Genomic DNA, 12,769 nt, shown 5'->3' with positions numbered 1-12,769 from the left:
TTCAATCGCGCTATTGTGATAAGAAAACTTATCGTGATGGCGTGACCTGCATGATCAAAATCGGGTTTCGCACAACGCACGCAACGATGGTGATGCACTGAGGCCCCGTGGACAAACCCGCCGCGCTCGCTCGCCTGCCGCGGCGTGCTACTCTCGCGAATGGCACCGGCCAGGACAGTTCAGTGGTGCGCGACCAGTAAACATTGTGGATTCACGCATATGTACTCGATCTTGCCTGCGTTTGTCTCTGCGTTGTTTCTCGGGTTTGGCCTCTACGTGCTGGCCACCAAGGGCCTCACGCGGGTATCCGTCCCGTTCGCCTTGATGTGCGCGACGACCTTCGTCTGGCAGGGAACGTGGGCCTTCCTGTTCCAGACGACCGACGCGGACGTCGCCAACGTGTTGGTCAAGGCTGGCTATCTGTTCATCCTTTTTCTGCCGACGACCTTCTATCATTTCGTGACGGAGGTCGTGTCGCGTCGGGGCGAGCGGCCGTTCATATTCGCGTCCTACGGACTCTGCGTCCTGCTGGCCGTGCTGCTGGTCACGAGCAATGCGGTCGTCGATGGATTTCGCCCGCATTTCTTTGGCCCGTATCCCAACGCGGGCCCACTGCATCCGTTGCACGTCGCACAGACGGTACTCCTGGTCGTCCGCAGCGGTTGGCTCCTGATCGACGCAAGACGCGAGGGGCGGGCACGCGACGTCCGGCAGTTGCTCACGCAATGTCTCGTCAGCCTCGGCCTCTACTCGCTCGCGGCGACCGACTATGCGGTGAACTACGGCGTCGAGTTCTATCCGGTGGGGGTGCTGTTTATCGCGATCAGCCTCGGGATTCTCGCGACGTCGATCGTCCGCTACGGCCTGATGGGCCCCTATCTGCTGGCCGCGACGGTCGCGCACGAAGTGGCCACGCCGCTGGCGGCGATCGGCCTGCACGCGGACGAGCTGCGCACCGTCCTGCCGGTGCTGCTGCGCGGGTATCGGCTGGCAGTGGAGCACCGGTTGTGCGCCGACGCTTTGTATCCGGGGCAACTGGAGCGGCTACCGGCGCTCGCGTCGTCGATCCGGCGCCAGGTCGACACCACGAGTACGGTGGTCGAGATGTCCCTGGCGTCCTTTACGCTGGACCGACTCGATCGCCACAGCTTCGCGGCCTATCCGATACGGGCCTGTGTCGACGCCGCCGTGGATCGCTTTCCGTTCCGTCCGGGTGAGCGGGACCGCGTGTCGGTCGACGCGATCGATACGGACATCCAGTTTTTCGGATCCGACTCGCTCGTGATCTTCGTCATCTTCAATCTGCTGAAAAACGCCCTGTACGCGATCCATGCAAACGGCCGTGGGCAGATCGAGATCGACGCGCATCGCAGCAACGGTTACTGCGTGATGCGTTTCAGCGATACGGGCCCGGGCATCGCCCCCGATGTGCTCCCTCAAATCTTCGACGCCTTTTTCTCGACCAAGTCGCACGGGCGCGGCGCCGGCATGGGCCTGAGTTTTTGCCGCCGCGCATGTGAAGCGCTCGGTGGCACCATCACGTGTGAATCCGTCCCCGGCGTGCGGACCACGTTCACGATTCGGCTGCCGGAGCCCGGAGCGCCGGCGGACCATGCATTGCGCGATCCGCCGGCGCTCCCCCGGCGCTATCGCATCGGGTAGGTCGGTCTCACGTTCAGTTCGCGGCGGACGGCAGGATCAGTTCATACGCCTTGACCCGCTCGATGATGCCCGGCGGAAACCGGCGGATCCGCTTGTCGGGACCGGCAAACACGATTTGCTGGTACCCCAGCGACACCTGCCGGCCGTCAACGTAGAAGCGAAACAGCAGGTAGGCCGAACATTGCCGGACCTCGAACGTATTGAGAAAGCAATCCACGCGTTGGAACGGAAACGTCTCGTGGATGTATTCCTGATGCGCGCGCTTCGTCACGAATGCCCCGCCGGCCGCCATCAGGTTGTTGTGGATGCATTCGTGAAACCAGCGTTCACGGCACACGCCCTGCCATTCGAAATAGCGTGCGAAATAGGTATTCATGAAGGCATTGGAATCCTTGAGGTAAATGTCGACCACGTGGTGGAAGGTTTTCTCGGACAGATGTGCCGTTTCGTTGGAAAGGACGTGAAGAATCGCGTCTCGCGTCAACATGGATAACTCCTTGAATCGCTACTGGCGGTAGCTGCGCATTCCCTCAACGAGAAGGAATGGCCCGATTCTCCCCGTGCAATTCTGCTGCGCGGCGCGTTTGAAACGTGCAGAATTCACGGATGCGGATCAGTTGATGTGCGTCTCGTTTTCACCGGATAATTGCGGCGATAATCATTCGCGGTAAAGCGTCTCCGATACCGTTTCTTTTTCTGCTGATTTATCGAGACTCATATGCAACCCTTCGTTAGGCAGCCGGTGCTCTATCCCGTGTCCGTGGTATTTGTCGACGACAATCCGGATTTCCTGCAGGCGCTGCGGGGCGCATTTCCGGACGAACGCCTGAACCACTTCTTTACGCACCCCCAGGCGGCGCTCGACTTCGTGTCGTCGCGTGACACGGAGATGCCGCCAACGGCCGCGGACTATTTCGGTGCGGAGAAAACAGGCGGGAATGCGATCGGCGAGGATGCGCTCGCCGATCCTGCCCGATTCGAGGCGGTGGGCGCGGTGGTCGTCGATTATTCGATGCCGGAGGTCGACGGCATCCAGTTTCTGACCTCCATCCGCAACGCGAACTGCACGAAAATCCTGCTCACCGGCATCGCCGACGAGCGCGAGGCGGTGGCCGCGTTCAACGCGGGGCTGATCGATTGCTATCTGAAGAAAACCGACGTCGAGATGGCGCGCAAGCTGGCAACCGCGCTGGACGACGCGAAGCGCAAGTGCTGCGCGGCCCGCGGGCACATCAGCCTGCACGAGGCGGGGGCGACCTACCAGGATCCCCGGATCGTCAAACTGATCGACGAGGTGGCCGCGCGGGAAGGCATCGTCGAATACTACTGGCGCCCCAATCAGGACGCGGTGCTGATGTTCGATGCCGCCGGCGCGCCAAGTGTATTTCTCGCCTGGAGCGAAGAGGACTGGTCGTTCCACTGCGATATCGTGTCCGACGCGGGCGGACCGGCCGAATTGCGCCAAGGCATGGAAGCGCGCCGCATCATGCCGCTGTTCTGGCCATCGCAGGCCTATCGGCCGGGCCTCGCGGACATTCGCTGCGCGGCCCCGCTACCCGTTCCGGGATGGCACGGCACGTTTTACAGCTGGATCCGTCTGGATGATCCGGCCGCCGAGCGCGATCTGCCTACATTGGCAAAATGGCGTCACGCGTAAAAGCGCATCCGCCCATTTCCGGACGGAAAGGATCGGCGAGGCGGTACTGTCGTCGACCCGGCAGCCACTCGAATTGGAACAATCCCTGTCAATGTTGACAGTTATCAGCGGCGCGGGATTTTGTTTCAATTAAACCTTGTTCCGAGGGCCGCCCACTTTTCCAATATTCCAATAGACGGCACATCCATTCAGTGCAGACCGTTGACCAACGGTCTGCACGCGCTTTCAATATCGATCGATTGTCGATCTGATATTGTCATCACGTTTCACAAAAACTGCAGCGACAAACGATCCGCAAATTTCCGACGGGTTTTCAACGGCCTGCTAACCGCGGGATTCGCTCGCAAAGTCATGGCGATACGCGCGGGGAGAGCAGCCCACGATGCGCTTGAAAGCATGTCCGAACGCGCTATCCGAGTCGTAGCCGAGCATCTGTGCGATCGCCGATATCGACGCGTTCGAGCGTCGTAGTTCCCGCATCGCGAGCTGCACGCGCCAGCGCAGGACGTACTCGAGCGGCCCGAATCCCAGCCGCCGCTTGAAATGCAGCGCGAACGTCGAACGCGATACGTGGCAGCAGGTCGCGAGTTCGTCGACGGTCCAGCGTCGCGCGGGCTCCGCATGAATGGCGACAAGTGCCGTGCTCACCCGGGAATCCGAGAACCCGGCAAGCCACCCGACATCACTGCTCGCGCCGTCGTCCACGTAGCGCCACAGGATCTCGACCAGCATCATGTGACCGAGATGCCGAACCATCAACGATGCCCCTGGCGATGGCTTGCCGAATTCATGCGCGAGCCGCTGGAGCGCCCAGCGCAACACCGCCGCCTGCTCGGAGTCCCCGCTCACGACGACTACGGGCGGCAGGCTGCCCAGCAGCAGCGGCATGCCTTCCTCGTACGAGAAGCGGCCACCGATCAGGAAGCAGTTCACCGGGTCGCCATGGTGCGCGATACCGCGTTCGACGTTCCGGTACACGTCGGCGGCAGGCACCGGCGTAACCGATGGATCGCTCGCCAGCCGGAATGCCCGCGGCGAGGCGAGCAGGAAGCAGTCTCCCGTGCGCAACTGGATGGGCGGTCCGGCGCCGTCGACGCTCAGCCAGCAGCTTCCTTCGACAACCGCATTGAACTTGATGCCCTCGGGCGGCGGAATGGCAACCGCCCACGCGCCGCCTGCTTTCAGGCCGGTGAAATACGAATCGCGCGTTTCCAGCAGCGACAGCACTTCCGATAGAGGATCCACGCTCACGCTCCGGACGATCTCGCCGAAAAACCGGATTCTATTGCATTCACAGTCCAGGGGCATCGCCGGAAAATGAATTCGTGCAGTGACGCGGCCGACAGGCGGGCGCGTGCTTCACGCATCGTTCCAGGAGCCTTCAATGACGAGCAGGCAACACCCCCTTCATTCCGGATTCGGCGCTGCATCGACGGCAAGCGACGTACTGGCCGATCTCGACCTTCATGGCAAGACCGCGATCGTCACGGGCGGCCATTCGGGTCTCGGCCTGGAAACGACGCGCGCACTGGCGGAAGCCGGTGCGACCGTCATCGTCGGCGCACGGAGCGTCGATGCCGCGCGCGAAGCAACGCGTGGCGTCGCCGGTGTGGAGGTTGCGGCGCTCGACCTCGCCGATCTCGCGAGCGTGGCCGCGTTCGCGGCGCGGTTCGTCGACGCGCACCGCGACGTGGACATCGTCATCAACAGCGCGGGCGTCATGGCGTGCCCGGAGACGCGGGTCGGCGATGGCCGCGAAGCGCAGATGGCCGTCAACCATCTTGGGCACTACGCGCTCGTCAACGGACTGTGGCCCGTGCTCGCGCAGGGTGACGGCGCCCGCGTGGTCGCGGTGTCGTCGCTTGGGCACCGGCTGTCACCGATTCGCTGGGATGACGTCCAGTTCGCACACGGCTACGACAAATGGCTGGCGTACGGGCAGTCGAAGACCGCGAACGCGCTGTTCGCGGTTCAGCTCGACGCGCTCGGCGCCCCGTTTGGCGTACGCGCCTATTCGCTGCATCCGGGCAAGATCGCGACACCGCTGCAGCGTCACCTGACACGCGAAGAGATGATGGCTCAGGGCTGGGTGGACGAGCACGGCGTGCCGATCGATCCGACCTTCAAGACGCCCGCCCAAGGGGCGGCGACCCAGGTCTGGGCGGCAACGTCGCCGCGCGTTGCCGGGATAGGCGGGGTCTATTGCGAGGATTGCGACATCGCGGTTGTCACGGAGGGAAACGAGGAGTCGGGTGTGCGGCCGCATGCGATCGATCCGGAGCAGGCGGTGCGTCTGTGGGCGTGGTCCGCGGAGGTGACCGGGATCGATGCCTTTGCGGCGCGCCGTTGATGCCCGGGCGCTCATGCTGGAGTGCATGGGCATCGGCGGCGACACGGGCAGGCGGCCGGTACGAAATCCGCGCGAATCCGGATGCAACGACGCGCTCAGGTTGTCGCCCGCAACCTGACAACGCCCATTCTGCGGGCCGGTACCGTCGACTCGCGATTCGTCTCCCGGCCCGGGTGGGCTTGAAGCCTTGCATGACGGACATCACCGGCTGGCCTGTGCAGCACGCGAATGTCACGAACGGGCCGGGTCGGCGCACGTCCGCATGGTTAGAATGACCGCCGCACCTCCGTTCATTCCGTGGCCCGTCACCGGGCCGGCACAAGCCCATGACCTTGCAAGAACTCGAAAAACTGATGCGGCGCCTGTTCGAGGATGAGAGCCTCGACATCGTCGGCGATACCGGCTACAGCCTTTCCTTCCTCGTGCCCGGCAAGGTCCGGGACGTGAAAGCCGCGCTGCAGGCACGCACCGGCCCGGCCGGGTGGGACGGCGAGGCAGTGCACTGGTTCTACCGGTGCGACGACGAGGACTGGGCGCTGTACCTGCGCTCGGTCCCGCATGCGGTGTACTGCATCGCATCCGTGCAGTCGCTGCATGCGCGCCACATGCAGCAGGTCGAGGAGGCGTCGAAAGTCACGCCGGAACAGCAGGCCATCTACGACGCGGAGGAAGCGCAGCGCCGCGAGGCGGCGGAAGCACGGCGCCTGCGCGATACGCGCAACGAGCCGCTCGCGCCGCTCGGCGGGCCGTTCCATAGCGATGGCGAACGTGTCTGGGCGCGCACCGGCAGCGGGGATCAGTATTGCGCGCTCAATAATTTCGATCTCGCCAGCTTCCGGCACCTGGTCGACAACTTTGCCGTCGATGCATCGGGGCTGCGCTACTACGCGGCCGGCGCCGCGTTCAGCTACGACCATGCAGGCGAAGGCCTCATTGCCGACGGCGATGCCGCCACGCTGGAATCCGTGGGCGGCGACTGGTACCGCGATGCCCGGCAGGCTTACTACTTCGAGCGCGACCCTTACGATCCCGATCGCGGCCAATGCCATCTGACCGTCGTCAAGGCCGACGTAGCCACCCTGACGCACATCGGCGGCGCGTACGCGCGGGATGCGAAGCACCTGTTCTGCGCCGGCGTGCGCAAGCGCGGCATCGACGATCCGGCCGGCGTGGTCGGCCTCGGGTACCGGTACGCACGCCTCGGCGCGCAGATTCTTTACGACGGCAAGGTCGTGGACAAGCCCGGGCGTGTCGATGTCGAGACCGCGCGCGGCGTCTTTCACGACATGCTGATCGACGCCAGCGGGCACGTATTGTGGGGCAAGAACTACCGCAAGCCGTTGCCGGGAATCGACCCCGGAAGCCTGCGCTTCCTGAACTGGGCCTTCGCGGTCGACGACCAGCGCGTGTACTACCGGACCAACACGAACCTGGCCGTGTGCGAAGGCATCGACCGCGCGAGCGTGGAAGCCGTGCCGCCGTTACGCATCCGCGACAAGAATGGGCTGGTCGACATCCGGTATCCGGAAGGCGCCGTGCACGTATCCGACCCTTCGACGGAGTCGTGACAGCGGCCGCGGCCGGCCGTTTTCGCACGTGAGCCCGCCGCCCGCTGCCGCGCCGTATGCGGGAGCAGCGATCTTTATCAGCGCAGCAGATAAACGTATCGGAATCGCTTCGTTGACGCCGTCCGGCACGCACTCGTAGATTCGCGTTTTGACCGAATCTGGGGCCGTGCCGTGACGACTACCGCCATCCGCGACGACGCATCGCTTTCCGCCGGGCATCCGCCCGCATCGCGGCCGCACGTTGCGGCGCAGCACTTCGACATCGTGCCGTTCGATGCACCGCTCGGCGCCGAAGTGATCGGCCTCGACCTGTCGCAACCGCTCGGCGCCGACGATTTCGCGCGCATTCATCGCGCGCATCTCGATCACCACGTGCTGGTGTTTCGCGACCAGCGCATCACGCCGGACGAGCACATCGCGTTCAGCCGCCGCTTCGGCCCGCTGCAGATCCACGTGCTGCACCAGTTCGCGCTGGCCGGCCATCCGGAGGTGCTGATCGTGTCGAACATCGTCGAGAACGGCAAACCGGTCGGGCTCGGCGATGCGGGCCATTTCTGGCATTCCGACCTGTCGTACAAGGAAAAACCAAGCCTCGGCTCGCTGCTGCATGCGCAGGAGCTGCCGGCCGAAGGCGGCGACACGCTGTTCGCGAACATGCATCTCGCGTGGGACACGCTGCCCGCGCACCTGCGCCGCGCGGTGGAAGGGCGGCGCGCCGAGCATACGTATCTCGCACGCTATGCGGAGCTGCAGGCGCGCAGTCCATGGCGGCCGAACCTGTCGCCCGAGCAGATCGCGCAGGTTGCCGCGGTCGTGCATCCGGTCGTGCGCACGCATCCGGAAACGGGCCGCAAGGCGCTGTTCGTCAGCGAGCATTTCACGACGCGCATCGTCGGGCTGCCCGACGACGAAAGCCGCGCGCTGCTCGACGAGCTGTTCGCACACAGCGTGCGTGCCGAGCATGTGTACCGGCACCAGTGGCGCGAGCACGATCTGGTGTTCTGGGACAACCGTTCGCTGATGCATCTCGCCGCCGGCACGCCCGACCACCTGCGCCGCAAGCTGTACCGCACGACGATCGAAGGCGACGCGCCTTTCTGAGCCACGTGCCGCCGCGTCAATCTTCCGCCCCATCCTGACTGGAGTTCCGATGTCGTTTTCGTTTTTGCCGGCGCGCCGCGCGCTGGCGGCAACCCTGACCGCGGCGCTCGCGTTCGCCGGCGCACTCGCCTCGCAAGCCGCGCACGCGGAAGGCCGCATCCGCATCGCCGAGCAGTTCGGCGTCGTCTACCTGATGCTGAACGTCGCGCGCGACCAGCAGTTGATCGAAAAGGAAGGGCGCAAGGCCGGCCTCGACATCAAGGTCGACTGGGTGCGGCTGTCGGGCGGCGCGGCCGTGAACGACGCGCTGTTGTCCGGCGCGGTCGACATCGCGGGCGCGGGCGTCGGGCCGCTGCTGACCGTGTGGGACCGCACGCGCGGCCGGCAGAACGTGAAGGGCGTCGCGTCGCTCGGCAATTTCCCGTACTACCTCGTCAGCAGCAATCCGAACGTGAAGACGATCGCCGACCTGAGCGCGAAGGACCGCATCGCGGTGCCGGCGGTCGGTGTGTCGGTGCAGTCGCGCGTGCTGCAGTACGCGGCCGCGAAGCAGTGGGGCGACAAGCAGTTCGACAAGCTCGATGCGCTCACGCAGGCGATTCCGCATCCGGACGCGACGGCCGCCATCCTGGCGAACAGCAGCGTGATTACCGGCCATTTCGGCAATCCGCCGTTTCAGGAGCAGGAACTCGCCGGCAACCCGAATGCGCACATCGTGCTGAATTCCTATGACGTGCTCGGCGGCCCGAGCTCCGCGACGGTGCTGTATGCCACCCAGAAATTCCGCGACGACAACCCGAAGACCTATCGCGCATTCGTTGCCGCGCTTGCCGATGCCGCGCGGCAGATCGCGGCCGATCCCGAGCGCGCGGCCGATACCTATATCCGCGTGAACGCATCGAAGATCGATCGCGCGCTGCTGCTGAAGATCCTGCGCAATCCGCAGGTGCAGTTCAAGACCGCGCCGCAGAACACGCTCGCGCTCGCGCAGTTCATGCATCGCACCGGCGCGATCCGCAACGAACCGAAGTCGTGGCGCGACTACTTCTTCGACGATCCGGCGACGGCCGGCGGCAGTTGACCGGAGCCGCTTCGACGCCGCAATCGACGCTTATGCGTCGGCGCGGTTTCGATATGTGCAATCGATGGTTGGTCCGCGACAGGGCTGGCCGCATGCTGATGCTTTACCCGCAAGAGATTCGATCGTGAACGCCACTTCTCCCCGAACCTGGCTGCCGCCGTATGCGGCACGCGGCGGCGCGGCGCCTGCCGGCCACCCCGTGCCCGATGCGCCGGTCGCCGGCCGGCCCGCGCCGGATGCCGCGCAGGCCGGCGCGCACAGTGAACGCCTGCTCGCGATCGACCGCGTGAACCTCGAATACCGGAGCGGCGCGCGGATCGTGCGCGCGACCCACCAGGTCAGCTTCGACGTGTACGGCAGCGACCGCTTCGTGCTGCTCGGCCCGTCGGGGTGCGGAAAGTCGACGCTGCTGAAGGCGATTGCCGGCTTCATCGAGCCCGTATCGGGTTCGATCGCGCTCGACGGTCGGCCGGTGCGCGGTCCGGGGCCTGACCGCGTCGTGGTGTTCCAGGAATTCGACCAGTTGCCGCCGTGGAAGACGGTCGTCGAAAACGTCGCGTTTCCGTTGCGTGCCGCCGCAAAGTTGTCACGCACCGAAGCAAGGGAGCGCGCGCTGCATTATCTCGACAAGGTCGGGTTGAGCGGGTTCGCCGACGCCTATCCGCACACGCTGTCGGGCGGCATGAAGCAGCGCGTCGCGATCGCGCGCGCACTGGCGATGCAGCCGCGCGTGCTGCTGATGGACGAGCCGTTCGCCGCGCTCGACGCGTTGACGCGCCGCAAGATGCAAGAGGAACTGCTGCGCCTGTGGGACGAGTTCCGCTTCACGCTGCTGTTCGTCACGCATTCGATCGAGGAAGCGCTCGTCGTCGGCAACCGGATCCTGCTGCTGTCGCCCCATCCGGGCCGCGTGCGTGCGGAACTCAACAGCCACGAGCATTCGCTCGACGACGTCGACACCGGCGACTTCCGCGACAACGTCGCGCGAATACATCGCCTGCTGTTCGATACCGACACGACCAGCGCCCCGACGACGGAGGAAGCCGCATCATGAGCACGATCGATCCGGCCCTCCCGCCGCTACCGCCCGTGCGCGCCGAATACGAACGCACGCTCGACGCAGTGCCCGATGCCGAACGTGCCGTGCCGGCTCCGCTGTGGCGTCGCGTCGCCGGTACGGGATGGTTTCGGCGCAGCGTCATCGCACTCGTGCTGATTGCCGGATGGGAGATCGTCGCGCGCATCGTCGCGAACGATCTGCTCGTGCCGACCTTCGGCGCGACGCTGGCCGCGTTCGTGCAGGGCATCGAATCGGGCGAACTGCTGGTGAAGACGGGCATCTCGCTGTCGGTGCTGCTGCGCGGCTACGCGCTGGGCGTGTTCTTCGCATTTGCGCTGACGTCGCTCGCGGTATCGACGCGCATCGGCCGCGACCTGCTGGCGATGCTGACGTCGATGTTCAATCCGCTGCCGTCGATCGCGTTGCTGCCGATCGCGCTGCTGTGGTTCGGGCTCGGCACCGGCAGCCTGCTGTTCGTGCTCGTGCACGCGGTGCTGTGGCCGCTCGCGCTCAGCATGTATACAGGCTTTGCGGGCGTGCCGGCCACGCTGAAGATGGCGGGGCGCAACTACGGCCTCACGGGCCTGCGCCAGATCGCGCTGATCCTCGTGCCGGCCGCACTGCCGTCGATCCTGTCGGGCCTGCGCGTCGGCTGGGCGTTTGCGTGGCGAACGCTGATCGCGGCCGAGCTGGTATTCGGTGCGAGTGCGGGCCAGGGCGGGCTCGGCTGGTACATCTTCCAGAACCGCAACGAGCTGTATACGGATCGCGTGTTCGCAGGCCTCGCGGCCGTCATCGTGATCGGCCTGCTCGTCGAGAACCTCGTGTTCGACACGCTCGAACGCGTGACCGTGCGGCGCTGGGGCATCCAGCATTGACGTAACCGCACGCGGCAATTCCCGGCGCACGCATAACGTAAGCTGAAATCGGCTTTTCACGCGCGCCGGGTGCGTCCCTATACTTTGCGATGCTGCGCACGCGGCGGTTCGCGAATGCCGCGATCGCGCGACGCAGCGTCCGATCTTCTCGAACAAGGACCTGCCGAATGACTGCCCGTGATGCCGTCGATCCGCGCGACGCGTTGCGCGACGCGCTTGCCGCGCTACCCGATCTCGCGAACGCGATCGGGCAGGATGCCGCGCAACGCGAGGCGCGTCGCGAACTGCCGTTCGAGGGTTTCGCGATCTTCCGGCGTTCCGCGCTGGGCGTGCTGCGGATTCCGGTCGCACGCGGCGGCCTCGGCGGCACGCTGGTCGACCTGTTCGACACGATCGCAACGCTGGCCGCCGCCGATTCTAATCTCGCGCACGCGCTGCGGATCCACTACGACCAGATCGAGACGCTGCGGCTTTCGCCGCGCACGCCGTTCAACGATGTACAGCTCGAGCGCGCGCTGGCCGGTGCGATCTTCGGCGGCGCGTCAACCGAGCGCGGCACGTCGCGGCCCGGCGAGAACACCACGGTACTGCGCCGGGACGGCGATCACTATCGCGTGACGGGCCGCAAATACTATTCGACCGGCACCGCGTTTGCCGATTTCGCGCGCATCAACGTGGAGACCGAGCAGGGCGACGCGGTCGCCGTGATCATTCCCGTCACGCGCGACGGCGTGCAGGTGCTCGACGACTGGGACGGCATGGGCCAGCGCATGACCGCGAGCGGCAGCCTGTTGCTGAACGACGTGCAGGTGTTCGCGGAGGAAGTAGCCGCGCGAGACGGTTCGACGCTCGTCGGCCGCCATTGCGGCGCGCTGCGGCAGCTGCATCTCGTCGCGACAGGCGCGGGCATCGTGCGCAACGTGGTTGCCGATGCGCGTCGCTACGTGCTCGCGCACGGCCGCCCGGTGCTGCACAGCCCGGCGCCGACCGCGCGCGACGATCATTTCATCCAGCAGGTCGTCGGCGAGCTGTCCGCGCACAGTCATGCAATCGATGCGCTCGTCCGCGAAAACGCGCGGGCGCTCGACCGTTCCGCCGACGCGATCGAAGCCGGCGATGCCGATGCGCATGCGCTGGTGCTCGACAGCGCACTCGCGACGGCACGCACGCAGCTCATCGTCAGCAAGCTGGCGCTGCATGCGGCGGAGCGGCTGTTCGAAGTCGGCGGCGCGTCGGCGACGGCGCGCGAACACAACCTCGACCGGCACTGGCGCAACCTGCGCACGATCTTCAGTCATAACCCGTTGCTGCACAAGGCACGCGTGATCGGCGACTACGAGCTGAACGGCGTGACGACGCACCTGACCGAAGGCCGCGTGTTCTGACCCGGCCACGCGCGCGGCCCCCTTTAC

General features: G+C 65.5%; 11 protein-coding genes. 9 read left to right on the top strand and 2 right to left on the bottom strand.

Annotated features, from left to right (window positions below; genetic code table 11):
* The first annotated feature begins 219 nt into the window (after window positions 1–219).
* Complete coding sequence (locus LXE91_RS35855; protein ID WP_039371667.1) at window positions 220–1,662, top strand: sensor histidine kinase; 1,443 nt, start codon at window positions 220–222, stop codon at window positions 1,660–1,662.
* A 13-nt stretch (window positions 1,663–1,675) separates the two neighbouring features.
* Here LXE91_RS35855 and LXE91_RS35850 read toward each other — a convergent pair whose 3' ends face one another.
* On the bottom strand, window positions 1,676–2,149 hold the full coding sequence (locus LXE91_RS35850) for an acyl-CoA thioesterase (protein WP_039371669.1): 474 nt from the start codon (window positions 2,147–2,149) through the stop codon (window positions 1,676–1,678).
* A gap of 231 nt (window positions 2,150–2,380) precedes the next feature.
* Here LXE91_RS35850 and LXE91_RS35845 point away from each other — a divergent pair, with 231 nt between their 5' ends.
* Window positions 2,381–3,319, top strand: a complete 939-nt coding sequence (locus LXE91_RS35845; RefSeq protein ID WP_039371672.1) for a response regulator — start codon at window positions 2,381–2,383, stop codon at window positions 3,317–3,319.
* A 324-nt stretch (window positions 3,320–3,643) separates the two neighbouring features.
* Here the strand turns inward: LXE91_RS35845 and LXE91_RS35840 are convergent, their stop codons facing one another.
* Window positions 3,644–4,564 (bottom strand): AraC family transcriptional regulator, encoded by a 921-nt coding sequence (locus LXE91_RS35840; RefSeq protein WP_039371675.1) that lies wholly within the window; start codon window positions 4,562–4,564, stop codon window positions 3,644–3,646.
* A 139-nt stretch (window positions 4,565–4,703) separates the two neighbouring features.
* On the opposite strand from LXE91_RS35840, the gene LXE91_RS35835 reads away from it, so the two are divergent.
* The 7 genes from LXE91_RS35835 to LXE91_RS35805 all read left to right on the top strand — a co-directional run bounded on the left by LXE91_RS35835 (window position 4,704) and on the right by LXE91_RS35805 (window position 12,742).
* Window positions 4,704–5,669 (top strand): SDR family NAD(P)-dependent oxidoreductase, encoded by a 966-nt coding sequence (locus tag LXE91_RS35835; RefSeq protein ID WP_039371678.1) that lies wholly within the window; start codon window positions 4,704–4,706, stop codon window positions 5,667–5,669.
* Between the two features lie 326 nt (window positions 5,670–5,995).
* Complete coding sequence (locus tag LXE91_RS35830) at window positions 5,996–7,237, top strand: hypothetical protein (RefSeq protein WP_069301804.1); 1,242 nt, start codon at window positions 5,996–5,998, stop codon at window positions 7,235–7,237.
* A 171-nt stretch (window positions 7,238–7,408) separates the two neighbouring features.
* A complete protein-coding gene (locus LXE91_RS35825; protein ID WP_039371681.1) occupies window positions 7,409–8,338 on the top strand; it encodes a TauD/TfdA dioxygenase family protein in 930 nt (309 codons plus the stop codon).
* A gap of 49 nt (window positions 8,339–8,387) precedes the next feature.
* Window positions 8,388–9,419 carry an ABC transporter substrate-binding protein gene (locus tag LXE91_RS35820; protein ID WP_039371684.1) on the top strand — a complete coding sequence of 344 codons (1,032 nt, stop codon included), beginning with the start codon at window positions 8,388–8,390 and terminating at the stop codon, window positions 9,417–9,419.
* A gap of 64 nt (window positions 9,420–9,483) precedes the next feature.
* A complete protein-coding gene (locus LXE91_RS35815) occupies window positions 9,484–10,473 on the top strand; it encodes an ABC transporter ATP-binding protein (RefSeq protein ID WP_039371687.1) in 990 nt (329 codons plus the stop codon).
* The gene (locus LXE91_RS35810; protein ID WP_039371690.1) at window positions 10,470–11,357 is read left to right on the top strand and encodes an ABC transporter permease; all 888 of its coding nucleotides are present in this window, start codon (window positions 10,470–10,472) and stop codon (window positions 11,355–11,357) included. The genes LXE91_RS35815 and LXE91_RS35810 overlap by 4 nt, the downstream gene beginning before the upstream one ends.
* Window positions 11,358–11,524: 167 nt before the next feature.
* Window positions 11,525–12,742, top strand: a complete 1,218-nt coding sequence (locus LXE91_RS35805) for an acyl-CoA dehydrogenase family protein (protein ID WP_039371693.1) — start codon at window positions 11,525–11,527, stop codon at window positions 12,740–12,742.
* Window positions 12,743–12,769: the final 27 nt, after the last annotated feature.

The organism is Burkholderia contaminans (genome assembly GCF_029633825.1).
Classification (GTDB): domain Bacteria; phylum Pseudomonadota; class Gammaproteobacteria; order Burkholderiales; family Burkholderiaceae; genus Burkholderia; species Burkholderia contaminans.
Note: the sequence above shows the minus strand (reverse complement) of the source record. Positions and strands in the feature narration are given on the sequence as shown.

What these genes read in the sequence shown, in the direction of transcription:
- LXE91_RS35820 (WP_039371684.1), top strand. Translation starts at nt 8,388, where the DNA reads ATGTCGTTTTCGTTTTTGCCGGCGCGCCGCGCGCTGGCGGCAACCCTG.
- LXE91_RS35835 (WP_039371678.1), top strand. Translation starts at nt 4,704, where the DNA reads ATGACGAGCAGGCAACACCCCCTTCATTCCGGATTCGGCGCTGCATCG.
- LXE91_RS35830 (WP_069301804.1), top strand. Translation starts at nt 5,996, where the DNA reads ATGACCTTGCAAGAACTCGAAAAACTGATGCGGCGCCTGTTCGAGGAT.
- LXE91_RS35845 (WP_039371672.1), top strand. Translation starts at nt 2,381, where the DNA reads ATGCAACCCTTCGTTAGGCAGCCGGTGCTCTATCCCGTGTCCGTGGTA.
- LXE91_RS35815 (WP_039371687.1), top strand. Translation starts at nt 9,484, where the DNA reads ATGGTTGGTCCGCGACAGGGCTGGCCGCATGCTGATGCTTTACCCGCA.
- LXE91_RS35855 (WP_039371667.1), top strand. Translation starts at nt 220, where the DNA reads ATGTACTCGATCTTGCCTGCGTTTGTCTCTGCGTTGTTTCTCGGGTTT.
- LXE91_RS35810 (WP_039371690.1), top strand. Translation starts at nt 10,470, where the DNA reads ATGAGCACGATCGATCCGGCCCTCCCGCCGCTACCGCCCGTGCGCGCC.
- LXE91_RS35805 (WP_039371693.1), top strand. Translation starts at nt 11,525, where the DNA reads ATGACTGCCCGTGATGCCGTCGATCCGCGCGACGCGTTGCGCGACGCG.
- LXE91_RS35850 (WP_039371669.1), bottom strand. Translation starts at nt 2,149, where the DNA reads ATGTTGACGCGAGACGCGATTCTTCACGTCCTTTCCAACGAAACGGCA.